The following is a 16,922-nucleotide window of genomic DNA, read 5'->3' on the forward strand; positions in this document are numbered from 1 at the left end:
CGGCGGATGCTTGGGATATACGTGCTGACGCGTCTCCAACAAGCCCCGGACCCGCCATGACCCAAGCCCGCGCCACGTCCCCAGACGACGGCATCGCCGCGCGCCGCGCGGCCCTGCATCTCATCGAGCAGGCGACGGGCGCGCAGCGGCTGCTGTCGGAAAGCATCGCTGCCGGGGCGTTGGAGCGGCTGTCGCCCCCCGATCGCGCCCGTGCCCAGCGTCTTGCCACCCAGGTGCTGCGGCAGTTGCCGCGCGCCGACCGGGCGCTCAAGCCGTTTCTCGTGAAACAACCGCCGCTCGCGGTACGCAACGCGCTGCGCCTCGGCGCGGTCGAGATCATGGAAGGTGCCGCGGCGCATGGCGTCGTCAACGCCATGGTGCAGATCATGTCCAAGGGCAAACGCACCCAGAGCTACAAGGGCCTCGTCAACGCGGTGTTGCGCAAGATCGGCGAGCAGCCGGCCGAGGCATGGGCCAGGCTGCCGGCGCCAAAGCTGCCGAACTGGCTGCGCGGACCGCTAGTCGAGGCCTGGGGCCGCAAGCCGGTCGAGGCGATGGAGGCGGTGCAGGTGCAGGTCCCGCCGCTCGACCTGACGGCGAAGGGTGACGCGGCGGCGCTGGCCGCGACGCTGGGTGGCGAACTGCTGCCCACCGGCTCGATCCGGTTGCGCGAAGCAGGGCAGGTCTCGGCGCTGCCGGGCTTCGCCGCGGGCGATTGGTGGGTGCAGGACGCCGCCGCCGCGGTGGCGGCGCGCGTGCTCGATGCGCGGCCGGGCGAGCGGGTTCTCGACCTGTGCGCCGCGCCGGGCGGCAAGACGATGCAGCTCGCCGCGACCGGCGCCGATGTCACGGCGCTCGACCTCTCTGAGGCGCGGCTGGCGCGGCTGCGCGAGAATCTCGACCGCACCGGGCTTGCGGCGCGCGTGGTGCAGGCCGACGCGCTGGAGTTCGACGAGACCGGCTTCGATGCGATCCTTCTGGATGCACCCTGTTCGGCCACGGGCACGATCCGCCGTCATCCGGACCTGCCGCACGCCAAGGACGGCTCGGAGTTCGGCGCGCTGATCGCGCTACAGGCGGAGATGATCGATCACGCGCTGGGGCTCTTGAAGCCCGGCGGGCGGCTGGTCTTCTGCACCTGCTCGCTGCTGCCCGACGAGGGCGAGGTGCAGGTCGAGGAGGCACTGGCGCGGCATCCGGGGCTGGTCAACGACCGCGAGGTGCTGGCACGGCCCGGCATCGCGCCGGACTGGATCGGGCCGGAGGGGCTGCGGCTCAGGCCGGATTTCTGGGCCGAGCGGGGTGGCATGGACGGCTTCTTCATCGCCTGCCTGCGACCGGGCGCGCGCGACGGGTGACAAGCGCGGGGTCCCGGCCCTAGCATGGCCCGAATGTGGGGCAGGGGGAGGCGGCCGGTGGCGCTCATGCAGCGGATCTGGGGGTTGGAGCGCTTGAGGTGGCGCGCGGATGCGCGCGCCCCGGTGCCGGACGTCTTGGCGCGCCTCGCCGAACCGGACGGCTTCGGCGATGCCGCGCGCGGCCGCGACCTTTTGGCGGGACGGCACCACCGCGCCGGGCAGCTGGTCGAGGCCGGGGACCGCTCGATCTGGATGCTGGGCCCCGATACCGATCCGCAGGGCGCGGCGCTGCATCGCTTCGGCTGGATCGACGACCTGTCCAGCCTTGGCGGCCCGGTGGCGCGCGATCTTGCCTGGACCTGGCTTCTCGACTGGATCGCCCGCTACGGGGACGGGCGCGGCCCGGGATGGACACCCGAGGCCACGGCGGCGCGGCTGTCGCGCTGGGTGGCGCAGGCCGGCTGGTTGAGCGAAACGGCCTCGCCCCGGGCCGACATGCCGAGCTTCCTGCGCAGCCTGTCGCTGCAGTCGCGCTGGCTGGCGCGGCACTGGCCCCGGGCCTCGGGCGCGCCGGAGCGGATCGCGGCGCTCACGGCGCTGCTCTGGGCCGAGACCGCATTGCATAGCGAGCCGCGCCAGCCGACGCAGCGCGCCGCGGCCTTGGCGCGCGCGGTCGCCGAGGCGGTCGGTCCCGACGGCGGCATCGCCTCGCGGGCGCCCGAGGCGCTCCTTGACCTGTTCTGCGCGCTGGGCGAGGCGGCCGCGATCCTCGGCCCGGACACGACGCCGGAGCATCGCGACGCCATCAACCGCATCGCGCCGCTGTTGCGGGCGCTGCGCCATGCCGATGGCGGGCTGGCGCGGTTTCATGGCGGCGGCCGCGGCGCGCCGGGGCGGCTCGACCGGGCGCTGGCCCGGGCCGGCGGGCCCGGCGTACCGCCGCTCAGCGGGGCCTGCATGGGCTATGCGCGCCTCGCGGTGGGCCGCAGCACCGTGCTGCTGGATGCGGCCAAGCCGCCCAGCGGCCCGCGCGCGACGGGGGCGCATGCCTCGACCTTGGCCTTCGAGATGACCTGCGGCCGTCGACCTCTGATCGTGAATTGCGGCTCGGGGCTGCATCACGGGCCGGACTGGCGCCGCGCGGGACGGGCCACGCTGTCGCATTCGACGCTCTGCCTCGAAGGGCTCTCGTCGGCCCGGCTGGGCCGGGGCGCGGATGGCGCCGAGCCGCTGGTCGAGGGGCCGCGAGAGGTGCTGTCGCACCGGACCGATGCCGACGGGCTGCAGCGAATCGAAGCCAGCCACGACGCCTGGCGCGCGGGGTTCGGGCTGACCCATGACCGCAGGCTCGGCCTCGATCGCGATGGCGGCGCGCTGGTGGGCGAGGACCTGCTGACCACGCTGGGCCCGGCCGACGAGCGCGCCTTCGATGCCGCGAGCCATGCCGGGCGCGATCCGGGCGTTTCCTTCGTGATCCGGTTCCACCTGCATCCCGACGTGGCGCCCGAGCTTGACGCGCAGGCGACATCGGCGCTGTTGCGGCTGCGCTCGGGCGAGGTCTGGCGGCTGGCGCATGACGGCGGCGCGCGGCTGGCGCTGGCGCCGTCGGTCTATCTCGAAAAGAGCCGTCCCAGACCCGTGCCGACGCAACAGGTGGTTTTATCCGGTCGCGCGATGGCCTATGCGACGCTCGTCCGCTGGTCGCTCGTCCGAATGGGCGACGGCGTGCCGGCCCCGCGCGACCTGTGGCGCGGGGAGGACGATCCGGCATGAGTCCCGCGGACCAGGACCAGGAAGGACGACCCATGACCTCGCTTGCCCCGCTGCGCCGCGCGCTGCTCTCCGTTTCCGACAAGACCGGCCTCGTGGACCTCGCCCGGGCGCTCGATGCGCGCGGTGTCGAGTTGCTCTCGACCGGCGGCTCCGCCAAGGCGCTGCGCGATGCGGGGCTGCCCGTCCGGGACGTGGCCGAGATCACCGGCTTTCCCGAGATGATGGACGGCCGCGTCAAGACGCTGCACCCCAAGGTGCATGGCGGCCTGCTGGCGGTGCGCTCGGACGAGGGTCATGTCGCGGCGATGCAGGAGCATGGCATCCCGGCGATCGACCTGCTGGTGGTCAACCTCTACCCGTTCGAGGAGACGGTGGCGAAGGGCGGCGATTACGACGACTGCATCGAGAACATCGACATCGGCGGACCGGCGATGATCCGCGCCGCCGCCAAGAACCACGCCGATGTCTGCGTGGTGACGGATGTCGAGGATTACGAGGCGCTGCTGTCCGAGCTCGAGAACCGCGACGGCCAGACCGACTTGGCCTTCCGCAAGCGGCTCGCTCAGACCGCCTATGCCCGCACCGCCGCCTATGACGCCGCCGTCTCGACCTGGATGGCCTCGGCCATCGGCGAGGCCGCGCCGCGCCGCCGCGCCCTTGCCGGCACGCTCGCCCAGACGCTGCGCTACGGCGAGAACCCGCATCAGAACGCGGCCTTCTACACCGACGGCTCGAACCGCCCCGGCGTCGCCACCGCGCGGCAGATCCAGGGCAAGGAGCTGAGCTACAACAACATCAACGACACCGACGCGGCCTACGAGCTGGTGGCCGAATTCGGCGGCGACCAGCCCGCCTGCGCGATCATCAAGCACGCCAACCCCTGCGGCGTCGCCACCGGCGGCTCGCTCAGGGAGGCCTATGCGCGGGCCTTCGACTGCGACCGCACCTCGGCCTTCGGCGGCATCGTCGCGCTGAACCGCCCGCTCGACGGCGCCACCGCCGAGGAGATCGCCAAGATCTTCACCGAGGTGGTGATCGCGCCGGGTGCCGATGAGGACGCCCGCGCCGTCTTCGCCGCCAAGAAGAACCTGCGGCTTCTGGTGACCGATGCGCTGCCCGATCCGCGCGCGCCCCGCCTCGCCTTCCGGCAGGTGGCAGGCGGTCTTCTGGTGCAGGACCAGGATTCGGGCTTCGTGTCGCGCGACGACCTCAAGGTCGTCACCAAGCGCGCGCCTTCGGCGCAGGAACTGGACGACCTGATGTTCGCCTGGACCGTGGCGCGCCACGTGAAGTCGAACGCCATCGTCTATGCCAAGGGCGGCCAGACCGTCGGCGTCGGCGCGGGCCAGATGAGCCGGCTCGATTCGGCGCTGATCGCGGCGGCGAAAGCGGGGCGCATGGGCGAGGCGCTGGGCCTCTCCGAGAGCCCGGCCAAGGGCTCGGTGGTGGCCTCCGACGCCTTCTTCCCATTCGCCGACGGTCTCATGGAGGCCGCGGGCGCGGGCGTGACGGCGGTGATCCAGCCCGGCGGCTCGATGCGCGACGACGAGGTGATCGCCGCGGCCGACGCGGCGGGGCTGGCGATGGTGCTGACCGGCATGCGCCACTTCCGGCACTGAGGAGCGCGCGGTGCGACTGACCCTCTGGACCGGCTTCTGGGTGTTTCTCGCCGATCAGGCGACGAAATACCTGGTGGTACACGCGCTCGGGCTGATGGAACGGCTCCAGATGGAGGTGATCCCCGGCATTCTGAGCTTTCGCATGGCCTGGAACCGGGGCGTCAATTTCGGCCTCTTCGCCGGGTTCGACATGCGCTGGGTGCTGGTCGGGCTGGCGCTGGCCATCTCGGCGGCGGTGCTGGCCTGGATCGCCCGCGACGGCGGCAGCTGGCTGGCGCGGTTCTCGGCCGGGTTGCTGGTGGGCGGCGCGTTGGGCAACGTGATCGACCGGGTGCTCTACGGCGCGGTAGCGGATTTCCTGAATGTGAGCTGCTGCGGCATCGAGAATCCCTATGCCTTCAACATCGCCGACATCGCGATCTTTCTGGGCGCCGTGGGGCTGGTGCTGTTCGGCGGCGACAAGGCGGGGCCGGAGCGACGTTCCGGCCCGACGCGCCGGCGCGGGGCAAAGAGCCCGTGACCCGGATCGCGTCATGCGCTAGGCAGTTGATCGGACAAGAAGACGGGGACGACTGATGCGACTGGCTCTGGCGGCGGGATTGGCCGCGCTGACACTCGCGGCCTGCGGCGGTGGCGACGGCCCGGCCGGGCCGGATCCCACCACCGTGGTCCCGCAGCAGCCGCTCGAGGTCCCGGCGCGGCTCGACCTGCCGGAACCGGCGCCGGGCACGCCGAACCGTGCCGATCCGGCCCCCGCCGAGATCGCGCTGCGCGCCCGCGCCGCCCAGACGGCGCTGCAGCCGCCCTTCTGAGCGCTCGCGGCGGCTCACGAAGCCGTGGCAACGCTTGCGGTGGCGGCGCTGCATCGTAGGTTGAGCGCAGCGAAGGAGGCACTTCATGCTGCGCAGACTGGCTTTGGCCGCCCCTCTCATCCTGGCACTGCCCGCTTCGGCGCAGGAAGCCGCCCCCGTGGCGGCGCCGGATGACGCGGTGACGACCTACACTCTCGACAACGGCCTCGAGGTGGTGGTGATCGAGGATCACCGCGCCCCCGTGGTCACCCAGATGCTGTGGTACCGCACCGGTTCCGCCGACGAGCCGCAGGGCGCCTCCGGCGTCGCGCATTTCCTCGAACACCTGCTGTTCAAGGCCACCGACGATCTCGAGGCGGGCGAGTTCTCGGCCACGGTCGCCGCCAATGGCGGCTCCGACAACGCCTTCACCTCGACCGACTACACCGCCTATTTCCAGCGCGTCGCGGCCGACCGGCTGCCGCTGATGATGGAGATGGAAGCCGAGCGGATGAACGATCTGCGGCTGACCGACGAGGATATCGAGACCGAGCGGCAGGTGATCATCGAGGAGCGCAACCAGCGCACCGAGAGCAGCCCCGGCGCGCTGGCGCGCGAGCAGATGACCGCGGCGCAGTATCTCAACCACCCTTATGGCGCCCCGGTGATCGGCTGGATGCACGAGATCGAGGGGCTGGGCCGCGAAGAGGTGCGCGACTTCTACGAGACCTATTACTCGCCCAACGCCGCGATCCTCGTGGTGGCGGGGGATGTCGAGCCCGAGGACGTGCTGGCGCTGGCCGAGGAGCATTACGGCCCTATCCCGGCCGAGCCCGACCTGCCCGAGCGGGCGCGCCCGCAGGAGCCGCCGCAGCGCGCCGCGCGGCGCCTCAGCTATGCCGACGAGCGGGTGTCGCAACCCTATCTCGTGCGCAGCTATCTCGCGCCCGAGCGCGATTCGGGCGCGCAGGAGAAGGCGGCGGCGCTGACTTTCCTGGCCGAGATCCTCGGCGGCTCTTCCTTCACTTCGGTGCTGGGCGAGGAACTGGTGTTCGAGCAGGACATCGCGCTGCATGCCGGGGCCGGCTATGACGGCATGTCGCTCGACGACACCACCTTCTCGCTGTCGGTGGTGCCCAAGCCCGGCGTATCGCTCGAGGAGGCCGAGGCGGCGCTCGACGCGGCGGTGGAGGCGTTTCTGGAGACCGGCCCGACACCGGCGCAGATGCAGCGCATCCGCACCCAGATCGGTGCCTCCGAAATCTATGCCCGCGATTCGGTCGAAGGGCTGGCGCGGCGCTACGGCGCGGCGCTGAGCCAGGGCCTCACCGTCGAAGACGTGCAGGCCTGGCCCGAGATACTGCAATCGGTCGAGGCCGAGGATGTCGTCGCGGCCGGGCGCGAGCTGTTCGACCCTGATCGCAGCGTCACCATGACCGTGGTTCCGAGCCGCGAGGAGACAGACCAATGATCCGCAACATCTGCACGAAGATGGGCCTGGGCGCGGCGCTGCTCATGGGGCTCGCCGGGCTGGCCCGGGCCGAGATCGAGATCCAGGAGGTGACCTCGCCGAGCGGGATCGAGGCATGGCTGGTGGAGGATCACTCGATCCCCTTCACCGCCCTAGAAATCCGCTTCGAAGGCGGCACCGGTCTCGATGATCCCGACAGCCTCGGCGCGGTGAACCTGATGACCGGGCTTCTCGAGGAAGGCGCGGCCGGGATGGATGCCCGCGCCTTTCAGGCCGCACGCGAGGATCTCGCGGCGAAGTTCGGCTTCGATGTCGGCGCCGACACGCTTTCGGTCTCGGCCAAGATGCTCAGCGAGAACCGCGACGCGGCGGTCGATCTGCTGCGCGCCGCGCTGGTGGAGCCGCGGTTCGATCCCGAGGCCATCGAGCGGGTGCGCGGGCAGGTGCAGTCGATCCTGCGACAGGATGCGCAGAACCCCAACCGCATCGCCGGGCGCGCCTTCTACGAGGCGGCCTTCGGCGATCACCCCTATGGCCGGCCCGACAACGGCACGGCCGAGAGCGTCGCGGCGCTGACCCGCGAGGATCTCGTGGCGGCACACGAGGCGGCCCTGACCCGCGAGGGCGTGCATGTCGGCGCGGTGGGCGACATCACCCCCGATGAACTCGGCGCGCTCCTCGACGAGCTGCTGGGCGATCTGCCCGCCAGCGGTCCGGAGCTGCCCGGCCATGTCGATTTCGGGCTCTCGGGCGGAATCGACGTGATCGACTACCCCTCGCCGCAATCGGTGGCGCTGTTCGGCCAAAGGGGGCTCAAGCGCGAGGACGAGGATTTCTTCGCGGCCTACGTGCTCAATCACATCCTCGGCGGCGGCGGCTTCGAAAGCCGGCTGATGACCGAGCTGCGCGAGAAGCGCGGCCTTACCTACGGCGTCAGCACCGATCTGGTGCCACTGGAGAATGCCGAGTTCTGGATCGGTTCGGTGGCCTCGGCCAACGACCGGATGGCGCGGGCGATCGAGGTGATCCGCGAGGAATGGGCCCGGATCGCGGCGGAGGGCGTCACGCAGACCGAACTCGACGACGCCAAGACCTATCTCACCGGCGAGTACCCGCTGCGCTTCGACGGCAACGGCCCGATCGCCGAGATCCTCGTCGGCATGCAGGTCACCGGGTTGCCGCAGAGCTACGTCACCGAGCGCAACGCCTTCATCGAGGCGGTGACGCTGGAGGAGGTGAACCGCGTGGCGCGCGAGCTGGTCGATCCCGAAGCGCTGCATTTCGTGGTGGTGGGCCGCCCCGAGGGGCTGGGCGAAGCCGAGGCCGCTGCCCGGCCGCGGGTGACGCTGCCCGAGGTCGCGCTGCCGGCCGAGTGAGCCCCTCGCGGAGCCTGGCGCGCGCGTGCTAGGCTTGGCTCCATGACCCTGAACGACGCTTCCAGCCCGACTCCGCCCGCGCGCCCGGTGATCCGCCAGCTCGACGAGGCGGCGATCAACCGCATCGCCGCGGGCGAGGTGGTCGAACGCCCGGCCTCGGCGGTCAAGGAACTGGTCGAGAACGCGCTCGACGCCGGGGCGCGACGTATCGAGGTCACCATCGCCGCGGGCGGCAAGCGTCTGATCCGCGTCAAGGATGACGGCTGCGGCATGACCCCCGAAGAGCTGCCGCTGGCACTGGCGCGCCACGCCACGTCGAAGATCGACGGCTCCGACCTTCTGGCGATCCACTCCTTCGGCTTTCGCGGCGAGGCACTGGCATCGCTCGGTGCGGTGGGGCGGCTCACCCTGACCTCGCGCGCCGCCGGTTTCGAGGCGGCGGCGATCCGGGTCGAGGGCGGGCGGCTGGGACCGGTGACGCCCGCCGCGCTCGATCGCGGCACCGTGGTCGAGCTGCGCGACCTGTTCCATGCGACGCCGGCCCGGCTCAAATTCATGCGCTCGGACCGGGCCGAGGGGCAGGCGCTGGCCGAGGCGCTGCGCCGATTGGCCATGGCCGAGCCGCATGTCGCCTTCAGCTTGCGCGACGCCACCGAGGGGCGCGACCGCGAGATATTTCGCGTCGATGCCGAGACCGGCGATCCGGTCGAGGCTCTGGGCAATCGCCTTGCCGCCATTCTGGGGCGTGAATTCCACGACAACGCGCTCCCCGTGGATGGCAGCCGCGAGGGGTTGCACCTGACCGGTTTCGCGGCGCTGCCGACCTATTCGCGTGGCGCCGGGGTGAGCCAGCATGTCTTCGTCAACGGCCGCCCGGTCACCGACCGCCAGCTCACCGGGGCGCTGCGTGCGGCCTATATGGATTACCTGTCGCGCGACCGCTTTCCCGCCGCCGCGCTCTTCGTCGAATGCGAGCCGCACCTCGTCGACGTCAACGTGCACCCCGCCAAGTCCGAGGTGCGGTTCCGTGACCCGCAGGCAGTGCGCGGGCTGATCGTCTCGACCCTGCGCGCGGCGCTGTCGGGCGCGGGGCACCGCGCCTCGACCACCGTCGCTACCGAAACGCTGGGGCTGATGCGCCCTGGCCCGGCGGCGCAGCGGGGGGAGGCCGGCGATGCCGGCGGCCTGATCGATGAGGAGGACCGGCCCGGGCGCGATGCCGCCAGCCCGGCCCGGATCTACCAGATGGACCGCCCCTCGATGCGGGCGATGCAGGTGGCGCGGCAGGGGCAGGCCCCGGGCATGGCCGAGTCGAGCTTCGGCTTCGAGACGGCGCCGCCCGCGTCGCCCGCACGGCTGCCCGGCACCGAGGCGCCGTCGGCGCGGGTCGAACCCGATGAGGGGGCGGAGGCGGAGACGCTGCCGCTCGGCGCCGCTCGCGCGCAGCTGCACGGCAACTGGATCGTCGCGCAGACCGAGACCGGCATGGTGCTGGTCGATCAGCACGCCGCGCACGAGCGTCTGGTCTATGAGCGGCTGAAGCGGCAGATGGCCGAGACCGGCGTCGCGGCCCAGGCGCTGCTGGTGCCCGAGATCGTCGATCTCGGCGCCGGCGCGGCGCGGCTGCTCGAGGCTTCCGACGAGTTGTCGAAGCTCGGCCTGACCATCGAGGCCTTTGGTCCGGGCACGGTGGCGGTGCGCGAAACCCCGGCGATCCTCGGCCGGATCGACGCCGCGGCGCTGCTGCGCGACATCCTCGACGAGCTGGAGGATCTCGACGCCTCCACCGCGCTGCCGGCGCGGCTCGACGCGATCCTGAGCCGGGTCGCCTGCCACGGCTCGGTCCGCTCGGGCCGCCGGATGCGGGCCGAGGAAATGAACGCGCTCCTGCGTGAGATGGAGGCCACACCCGGGTCCGGCCAATGCAACCACGGGCGTCCGACCTATGTGGAACTGCGTCTGTCGGATATAGAGAAGCTGTTCGGGCGACGGTGAAGGCGCTTGTCTTGCGCTGTCTCACGGCTACGTGATCGGTAAGGCGGCAAGAGGAGTGGTGCGATGCGATTTTCGATGACGGGGGCGGCCTTGGCGGCGGCCCTGCTGGCGGGCTGCGCCGAGGTGGAGCCGGTGGTGATGCCGCTTCTGGCTTCGGTCGAACCTCTGCCGATCTCGCCGCCCACGGCACCGGTCCGGGTGCTGCCCGAGCCCGACCCGTTCGAGCCCGAATACACGGAATCTCCCTTCCAGAAGGGCCCGGTCTCGGTGATCAGCGCCGATGCGCGGGGCGACATGGCGACATGGCGGCTGATCCCGTGCCAGCAGGGCCGGGCGATCTGCGTCAACGGTCGGCCGGCGCAGCTGTCCAAGGCGGGCGACACCTACGTGGTGAGCGGCACGCATGGGGTGAGCTTTCACCTGATGACCGGCGGCGACGGCTTCGTCACCCATGGCGGCGGCAAGATGGCCGCGCTGCAGGCGCCGCTGGCCTGGGAGCACTTTCCCGCCATCGGTTACGTCGCCCAGCGTCGGGACATTCCCCTGAAGTGACGCATCCGGGGGTTTCGCCCGCGCCGCCGCCCGGCTATGGAGGGGACCGACGAAGCCCGAAGTGGCCGGAACGGTCGGTGGTGCGGGGGTCGACCCAGACAGGGGACCGGAGCGCCACGTCGTCCTAGATCCGCCGCATGATGCGGCGGGCGCCGGCCATTGCCAGATCGAGAGGTCCGCGATGCGCCACATCCTCCTGCCGACCACCGCCCTCATGGCCGCGCCCGGTATGGCGTTCGCCCATCCCGGACACATGGCCGGCCTCGCCGGACACGATCACTGGGTCGCTGGCGCGGCGATCGGCCTCGCGATCGCGCTGGGGCTGTGGGGCGCGCTCAAGGGCGGGCGCAAGGAAACGGACGAGGCGCATGACGCGGAGCCGCAGGGCGACGAGGCCGAGGCATGAGCGCCGCGCCCAAGACCGGCGTGATGATCTGCGGCCACGGCTCGCGCAGCCAGTCGGCGGTGGATGAATTCGCGGTGCTGGCCGAAAAGCTGCCGGCGCTGCTGCCGCCCGACTGGCCGGTAGAATACGGCTATCTCGAATTCGCCAACCCCGTGATCCGCGACGGGCTCGACCGGCTGCGCGAGCAGGGCTGCACCCGCATCCTCGCGGTGCCGGGCATGCTGTTCGCGGCGATGCATGCCAAGAACGACATCCCGACCGTGCTCAACACCTATGCCGCCAAGCACGGCATCGAGATCATCTATGGCCGCGAACTCGGGGTCGATCCGCGCATGGTCGCCGCCGCCGCCGACCGCATCCAGGCCGCGCTCGATTCCAACCCTTCCGACGTGCCGATGCACGAGACCTGCCTCGTGGTGATCGGCCGCGGCGCCTCCGACCCCGACGCCAACGGCAACGTCGCCAAGATCGCGCGGCTCCTGTGGGAGGGGATGGGCTTCGGCTGGTGCGAGACCGGCTATTCCGGCGTCACCTTCCCGCTGGTCGAGCCCTGCCTCGAACACGTGGCGCGGCTTGGCTATCGCCGGGTCGTGGTGTTCCCCTATTTCCTGTTCTCCGGCATCCTGATCGACCGCATCTACGGCTTCACCGATCAGGTGGCCGAGGCGCATCCCGAGCTGGAATTCGTCAAAGCGGGCTATCTGGGCGACCACCCCGAGGTGCTGGGCACCTTCTCCGAGCGTGTCACCGAACTGGTCGGCGAGGTGGTCCCGCCCACCTGCGGCATGTGCAAGTACCGCACGCAGGTGCTGGGCTTCGAGGCGGAGGTCGGCGCGGTGCAGGAAAGCCATCACCACCACGTCGAGGGGCAGGGGGCGAATGCGCCGGGCTCCAACGTGGCGGATTGCGAACTCTGCGCCGATTTCTGCACGGGAATGTGCCGCCTTGATGCCGAGGCGCGCCATGCACACGCCCATGCGCATGGGCTGCCGCATCATCACGAGCACGAGCACGAGCACGAGCACGATCATGCGCACGCGCAAGGCCACCATCATCACCATCATGGTCATGACCATGATCACGACCATCACCATGCGCCCTATCCGCAGGCGGATCACCCGCTGGGACCGCTCAGCGTGCTGAAGTCGTGCAAGTGATCTTCACCATTCTCCAAATACGCATAGCGGCCGACCCGCCCCGCGCGGAAGGGAGGGCCTGATGCGCCCCTACGAGACGGATCCCGCGAAGATCTATGCCCAGAGCTTCGCCACGGTGCGCGCCGAGGCGCGGCTCGACCGCTTTCCCGAGGATCTCCAGCCCATGGTGATCCGGTTGATCCATGCCTGCGGCATGGTCGAGATCGCCGACAGGCTGGCCTTTTCGCCCGGTGCCATGGCGGCGGGGAGGGCGGCTCTGGCCGCTGGCGCCCCGGTGCTGTGCGACTGCGAGATGGTGGCGGCGGGGATCATCCGGCGGCACCTGCCGGACACCGAGGTCGTAGTGACGCTGAATGACCCGCGCGTGCCGGAAATGGCGAAGCAGCTGGACACCACGCGCTCGGCCGCCGCCGTCGATCTGTGGCGCGACCGGATCGAGGGCGCCGTGATCGCCATTGGCAATGCGCCTACCGCGCTGTTCCACCTTCTGGAGCGGATCGATGCGGGCTGGCCGAAGCCGGCGCTGATCCTCGGCTTTCCGGTGGGCTTTGTCGGCGCGGCGGAATCCAAGGCCGAGCTCGCGAGCGATCCGCGCGGCTGCGATTTCGTGGCGCTCAGGGGCCGCAAGGGCGGCTCGGCCATGGCCTCGGCGGCGGTGAACGCGCTGGCCAACGGCATTTCGGAGGGGCGCGCATGAACGCGGTCGCAGCGCAGGAGCCCTGGCTCCACGTCGTCGGCATCGGCGAGGACGGCATGGACGGTCTCCTGCCCGCTACCCGTGCCGTGGTCGAGGCGGCCGAGGTCATCGTCGGCGGCGACCGGCATCACGAACTGGCAGGCGCGGTGGGCGCCGAGCGCGTCGCCTGGCCCAGCCCGTTCGACGCGCTGATCGACCGATTGAAATCCTTCAAGGGCCGCCGCGTCGTGGTTCTGGCCACCGGCGATCCGCTGTGGTTCTCGGTCGGCGCGCGCATCGGGCGGGCGATCCCGGCCTCGGAGATCGTCTATCACCCGCAGCTTTCGGCGTTCCAACTGGCCTCGGCCCGCATGGGCTGGAGCCTTGCCGATGTCGAGACGCTGACGGTGCATGGCCGCCCCGTGGAGCAGATGATCGCCTTCATCCAGCCGCAGGCGCGGCTGCTGATCCTGACCACCGGCTCCGAGACGCCGGGCCAGATCGCGCGGTTCCTGACCGAGCGCGGCTTCGGCAAGAGCCCGATGACCGTGCTGGCCAATATGGGCGGCGAGGCCGAGGCGCGTTTCGACGGCATCGCCGAAAGCTGGGATCACGAGGTGCCCGCCTTCAACACGCTGGCCGTGGACTGCGTCGCCGCCCCCGACGCGGCGCTGCTGCCGCGCGTGCCGGGGCTCGACGACGCGCTCTTCGTTTCCGACGGCACGATGACCAAGCGCGAGCTGCGCGCCGCCACCCTGGCCAAGCTGATGCCGATGCGCGGGGCACTCTTGTGGGACATCGGCACCGGCTCGGGCTCGGTGGCGATCGAGTGGATGCGCGCCGCGCGCTATGCCAATGCGATCGGCATCGAGCCGCGCGCCGATCGCCGTGCCATGGCGGCGCAGAACGCGCTGGCGCTGGGCACGCCGCGGCTGCGTCTCGTCGAGGGCGATGCGCCCGGCGCGTTCGACGGGCTGCCCGCGCCCGACGCGATCTTCATCGGCGGCGGGCTGTCGGCAGAGGTGTTCGAGGCCGCCTGGTCGGCGCTGCGGCCGCTGGGGCGGCTCGTGGCCAACGCGGTGACGCTCGAGAGCGAGGCGGCGCTGATCGCGCTGCATGCCGAGCATGGCGGCGAGCTGGTGCGGATCTCGGTCGCGCGCGCGGCACCTGTTGGCCGGCTCACCGGCTGGCGTCCGGCGATGCCGGTGATGCAGTGGAGCCTGATCAAGCGATGACCGGCACGCTCTACGGCGTGGGCCTCGGCCCCGGCGCGCCCGACCTGATCACGTTGCGCGCGGCGCGGTTGATCGAGACGGCGCGCGTCGTCGCCTATCCGACGCTGGCGGGCGGCGCGAGCTTCGCGCGCTCCATCGCCGCCGAGCTGATCGCGCCCGAGGCGCGCGAGATCGCCATGGACGTGCCGATGACGGTCGAGCGTGCTCCGGCGCAGGCGGCCTATGACGCAGGTGCCGCACAGATCGCCGAGGCGCTGGAGGCGGGCGAGGACGTGGTCTGCCTGTGCGAGGGCGACCCGTTCTTCTACGGCTCGTTCATGTATCTCTTCGCGCGGCTGGCGGACCGCCACCGGGTCGAGATCGTGCCCGGTGTCACATCGCTCACGGCCGCCGCCGCCGCCGCCCGCAGGCCGCTGGCCGCGCGCAACGAGCGGCTGACCGTGTTGCCTGGCCCGCTGCCGGAGGCCGAGCTGCGCGCCCGGATCGAGGGCGCCGAAAGCGTCGCGATCATGAAGCTCGGCCGGCATTTCCCGAAGGTGCGCGCGGTGATCGATAGCCTCGGCCTGACATCGCACGCCACCTATGTCGAACGCGCCACGTTGGAGACGGAGATCGTCCGCCCGCTGTCCGAGGCGCCCGATACCGCGCCCTATTTCTCGATGATCATCCTCACGAAGGGAGCCGATCCTTGGCTGTGACCCCCGTTGTACTGGCGCTCTCCCGCTCGGGCGAACCCGTGGCCCGTAGCATCGCCGAGGCGCTCGGTGCGCCCTTGCACGGCCGCGAGGGGCGGGTGGAGCGGGCCGACGCCTCCTTCGCCGATGCGCTCGAACATGCGCGCGACCTCTTCGCCGCGGGAACGCCGGTCGTCGGCGTCTGCGCGAGCGGCATCCTGATCCGGGCGGTGGCGCCGCTTCTATCTGACAAGCGCGCCGAGCCGCCGGTGATCTCGGTCTCCGATGACGGCCGCGTGGTGGTGCCGCTGCTCGGCGGGCATCGCGGCGCCAACCGCTTGGCAAAACGCATCGCCGAGGCGCTGGGCGGCACCGCCGCCGTCACCACCGCGGGCGACGTGGCGCTCGGCGTGGCGCTCGACGAGCCGCCTCTGGGCTACCGGCTGGTGAACCCGGGGGACGCCAAGGGCGCGATGGCGGCGCTGCTGTCGGGCGGTGGTGCCACGGTGATCGGCGAGGCGCCGTGGCTGGCCGACCTGCCCCGGGGCGATGCGCTGAAGATCACCGTCTCGGACGCTCCGCAGCGCGGGCTTGGTCCGGAACATCTTCACTTCGCGCCGCAGCGCGCCGTGCTCGGCCTCGGCTGCGCCCGCGACTGCCCGCCCGAGGAACTGGCCGCGCTGCTGCGCGATGTGCTGGCCGAGGCGGGGATCGCGCCCGAGGCGGTGCAGGCCGTGGCCTCGATCGACCTCAAGGCGGACGAGCCCGCGATCCTCGCCGCCGCCCGCGATCTCGGCGTGCCGCTGCGCCTCTTCACCGCCGCCGAGCTGGAGGCCGAGGCATCGCGCCTCGCCACCCCATCCGAGGTCGTCTTCGCCGAGGTCGGCTGCCATGGCGTTTCCGAGGGTGCGGCGCTGGCGCAGGCCGGGAAGGACGCGACGCTGGCCGTCACCAAGCGCAAGACCGCCAACGCCACCTGCGCACTGGCCATGGCGCCTGCGCCGATCCTCGAGGTGCGCGGTCGTCGTCGGGGCCGCCTCTCGGTCGTGGGCATCGGGCCGGGCCAGTCCGGCTGGCGCACGCCCGAAGCCTCGCGGCTCATTGCGCAGGCCGAGGAACTGGTGGGCTACGGGCTCTACATCGACCTGCTGGGACCGCTCGCCGCCGGCAAGCCGCGCGCCGACTTCCCGCTGGGCGGCGAGGAGGATCGCTGCCGCTACGCGCTGGAACGCGCGGCCGAGGGGCGTGACGTGGCGCTGATCTGCTCGGGCGACGCGGGCATCTACGCCATGGGGGCGCTGGTCTTCGAATTGCTGGGGCGCGATCGCGACAATGGCGGCGTCTCGGAGGCCGCGCGCCGCGTCGAGGTCACCTGCACGCCCGGCGTCTCGGCGCTGCAGGCCGCCGCCGCCCGCGCCGGTGCGCCGCTCGGTCACGACTTCTGCGCCATCTCGCTGTCGGACCTGCTCACCCCGCGCGAGGATATCGTGAAGCGGCTGCACGCCGCAGCCCAAGGCGATTTCGTCATCGCCTTCTACAACCCGGTGTCGAAGCGGCGGCGCACGCTGCTGGCCGAGGCGCGGGACATCCTGCTCGCACGCCGTCCCGCCGACACGCCGGTGCTGTTGGCCTCCTCGCTTGGCCGGCCCGAGGAAGAGGTCCGCTATCGCCGGCTCGACGAGCTGGAGGTGGACGAGGTCGACATGCTCACGGTGGTTCTGGTCGGCTCGTCGCAGTCGAAGCTGGTCGCGCTGGGGGAGGGGCCGCGCATGGTCACGCCGCGCGGCTACGCCAAAAAGATCGATGCGCGCTAGGGCATGGCGGCGCGGCGGCCGAGCC

15 protein-coding genes are annotated in these 16,922 nt (G+C 71.4%); all 15 read left to right on the forward strand.

The window, feature by feature from the left end; all coding sequences use genetic code 11:
* Nucleotides 1-56: 56 nt before the first annotated feature.
* The 15 genes from O4G76_RS00580 (at nucleotide 57) to cobJ (ending at nucleotide 16,897) form a co-directional block, all read left to right on the forward strand.
* Nucleotides 57-1,358, forward strand: a complete 1,302-nt coding sequence (locus tag O4G76_RS00580) for an RsmB/NOP family class I SAM-dependent RNA methyltransferase (RefSeq protein WP_269395520.1) — start codon at nucleotides 57-59, stop codon at nucleotides 1,356-1,358.
* A 66-nt stretch (nucleotides 1,359-1,424) separates the two neighbouring features.
* Nucleotides 1,425-3,131 (forward strand): heparinase II/III family protein, encoded by a 1,707-nt coding sequence (locus O4G76_RS00585; protein ID WP_269395817.1) that lies wholly within the window; start codon nucleotides 1,425-1,427, stop codon nucleotides 3,129-3,131.
* A 32-nt stretch (nucleotides 3,132-3,163) separates the two neighbouring features.
* Entirely contained in the window at nucleotides 3,164-4,750 is a 1,587-nt protein-coding gene (gene purH, locus O4G76_RS00590; protein WP_269395521.1) for a bifunctional phosphoribosylaminoimidazolecarboxamide formyltransferase/IMP cyclohydrolase, read from the forward strand.
* A 10-nt stretch (nucleotides 4,751-4,760) separates the two neighbouring features.
* Nucleotides 4,761-5,270 carry a signal peptidase II gene (gene lspA, locus O4G76_RS00595; RefSeq protein ID WP_085895049.1) on the forward strand — a complete coding sequence of 170 codons (510 nt, stop codon included), beginning with the start codon at nucleotides 4,761-4,763 and terminating at the stop codon, nucleotides 5,268-5,270.
* A gap of 55 nt (nucleotides 5,271-5,325) precedes the next feature.
* Nucleotides 5,326-5,562 (forward strand): DUF3035 domain-containing protein, encoded by a 237-nt coding sequence (locus O4G76_RS00600; protein ID WP_085895048.1) that lies wholly within the window; start codon nucleotides 5,326-5,328, stop codon nucleotides 5,560-5,562.
* A gap of 85 nt (nucleotides 5,563-5,647) precedes the next feature.
* Entirely contained in the window at nucleotides 5,648-7,012 is a 1,365-nt protein-coding gene (locus O4G76_RS00605) for a pitrilysin family protein (protein ID WP_269395522.1), read from the forward strand.
* Nucleotides 7,009-8,388, forward strand: coding sequence for a pitrilysin family protein (locus O4G76_RS00610; RefSeq protein ID WP_269395523.1), 1,380 nt, complete (start codon nucleotides 7,009-7,011; stop codon nucleotides 8,386-8,388). The genes O4G76_RS00605 and O4G76_RS00610 overlap by 4 nt, the downstream gene beginning before the upstream one ends.
* Nucleotides 8,389-8,430: 42 nt before the next feature.
* The gene (mutL, locus tag O4G76_RS00615) at nucleotides 8,431-10,383 is read left to right on the forward strand and encodes a DNA mismatch repair endonuclease MutL (RefSeq protein ID WP_269395524.1); all 1,953 of its coding nucleotides are present in this window, start codon (nucleotides 8,431-8,433) and stop codon (nucleotides 10,381-10,383) included.
* A 63-nt stretch (nucleotides 10,384-10,446) separates the two neighbouring features.
* Nucleotides 10,447-10,935 carry a hypothetical protein gene (locus tag O4G76_RS00620; protein ID WP_085895045.1) on the forward strand — a complete coding sequence of 163 codons (489 nt, stop codon included), beginning with the start codon at nucleotides 10,447-10,449 and terminating at the stop codon, nucleotides 10,933-10,935.
* Nucleotides 10,936-11,116: 181 nt separating this feature from the next.
* Nucleotides 11,117-11,341 carry a DUF6732 family protein gene (locus tag O4G76_RS00625; protein WP_269395525.1) on the forward strand — a complete coding sequence of 75 codons (225 nt, stop codon included), beginning with the start codon at nucleotides 11,117-11,119 and terminating at the stop codon, nucleotides 11,339-11,341.
* On the forward strand, nucleotides 11,338-12,498 hold the full coding sequence (locus O4G76_RS00630) for a sirohydrochlorin chelatase (RefSeq protein ID WP_269395526.1): 1,161 nt from the start codon (nucleotides 11,338-11,340) through the stop codon (nucleotides 12,496-12,498). Before O4G76_RS00625 ends, O4G76_RS00630 begins: the two co-directional genes overlap by 4 nt.
* 61 nt (nucleotides 12,499-12,559) lie before the next feature.
* Complete coding sequence (locus O4G76_RS00635) at nucleotides 12,560-13,195, forward strand: precorrin-8X methylmutase (protein ID WP_269395527.1); 636 nt, start codon at nucleotides 12,560-12,562, stop codon at nucleotides 13,193-13,195.
* Nucleotides 13,192-14,409, forward strand: a complete 1,218-nt coding sequence (gene cbiE / locus O4G76_RS00640) for a precorrin-6y C5,15-methyltransferase (decarboxylating) subunit CbiE (protein ID WP_269395528.1) — start codon at nucleotides 13,192-13,194, stop codon at nucleotides 14,407-14,409. The genes O4G76_RS00635 and cbiE overlap by 4 nt, the downstream gene beginning before the upstream one ends.
* Complete coding sequence (gene cobI / locus O4G76_RS00645; protein WP_269395529.1) at nucleotides 14,406-15,107, forward strand: precorrin-2 C(20)-methyltransferase; 702 nt, start codon at nucleotides 14,406-14,408, stop codon at nucleotides 15,105-15,107. The genes cbiE and cobI overlap by 4 nt, the downstream gene beginning before the upstream one ends.
* Nucleotides 15,098-16,897, forward strand: a complete 1,800-nt coding sequence (cobJ, locus tag O4G76_RS00650; RefSeq protein ID WP_269395530.1) for a precorrin-3B C(17)-methyltransferase — start codon at nucleotides 15,098-15,100, stop codon at nucleotides 16,895-16,897. Before cobI ends, cobJ begins: the two co-directional genes overlap by 10 nt.
* Nucleotides 16,898-16,922: the final 25 nt, after the last annotated feature.

The organism is Limimaricola sp. G21655-S1 (genome assembly GCF_027213785.1).
Lineage (GTDB): Bacteria > Pseudomonadota > Alphaproteobacteria > Rhodobacterales > Rhodobacteraceae > Limimaricola.

What these genes read in the sequence shown, in the direction of transcription:
- O4G76_RS00580 (WP_269395520.1), top strand. Translation starts at nt 57, where the DNA reads ATGACCCAAGCCCGCGCCACGTCCCCAGACGACGGCATCGCCGCGCGC.
- O4G76_RS00585 (WP_269395817.1), top strand. Translation starts at nt 1,425, where the DNA reads ATGCAGCGGATCTGGGGGTTGGAGCGCTTGAGGTGGCGCGCGGATGCG.
- purH (WP_269395521.1), top strand. Translation starts at nt 3,164, where the DNA reads ATGACCTCGCTTGCCCCGCTGCGCCGCGCGCTGCTCTCCGTTTCCGAC.
- O4G76_RS00600 (WP_085895048.1), top strand. Translation starts at nt 5,326, where the DNA reads ATGCGACTGGCTCTGGCGGCGGGATTGGCCGCGCTGACACTCGCGGCC.
- O4G76_RS00605 (WP_269395522.1), top strand. Translation starts at nt 5,648, where the DNA reads ATGCTGCGCAGACTGGCTTTGGCCGCCCCTCTCATCCTGGCACTGCCC.
- O4G76_RS00610 (WP_269395523.1), top strand. Translation starts at nt 7,009, where the DNA reads ATGATCCGCAACATCTGCACGAAGATGGGCCTGGGCGCGGCGCTGCTC.
- mutL (WP_269395524.1), top strand. Translation starts at nt 8,431, where the DNA reads ATGACCCTGAACGACGCTTCCAGCCCGACTCCGCCCGCGCGCCCGGTG.
- O4G76_RS00620 (WP_085895045.1), top strand. Translation starts at nt 10,447, where the DNA reads ATGCGATTTTCGATGACGGGGGCGGCCTTGGCGGCGGCCCTGCTGGCG.
- O4G76_RS00625 (WP_269395525.1), top strand. Translation starts at nt 11,117, where the DNA reads ATGCGCCACATCCTCCTGCCGACCACCGCCCTCATGGCCGCGCCCGGT.
- O4G76_RS00630 (WP_269395526.1), top strand. Translation starts at nt 11,338, where the DNA reads ATGAGCGCCGCGCCCAAGACCGGCGTGATGATCTGCGGCCACGGCTCG.
- O4G76_RS00635 (WP_269395527.1), top strand. Translation starts at nt 12,560, where the DNA reads ATGCGCCCCTACGAGACGGATCCCGCGAAGATCTATGCCCAGAGCTTC.
- cbiE (WP_269395528.1), top strand. Translation starts at nt 13,192, where the DNA reads ATGAACGCGGTCGCAGCGCAGGAGCCCTGGCTCCACGTCGTCGGCATC.
- cobI (WP_269395529.1), top strand. Translation starts at nt 14,406, where the DNA reads ATGACCGGCACGCTCTACGGCGTGGGCCTCGGCCCCGGCGCGCCCGAC.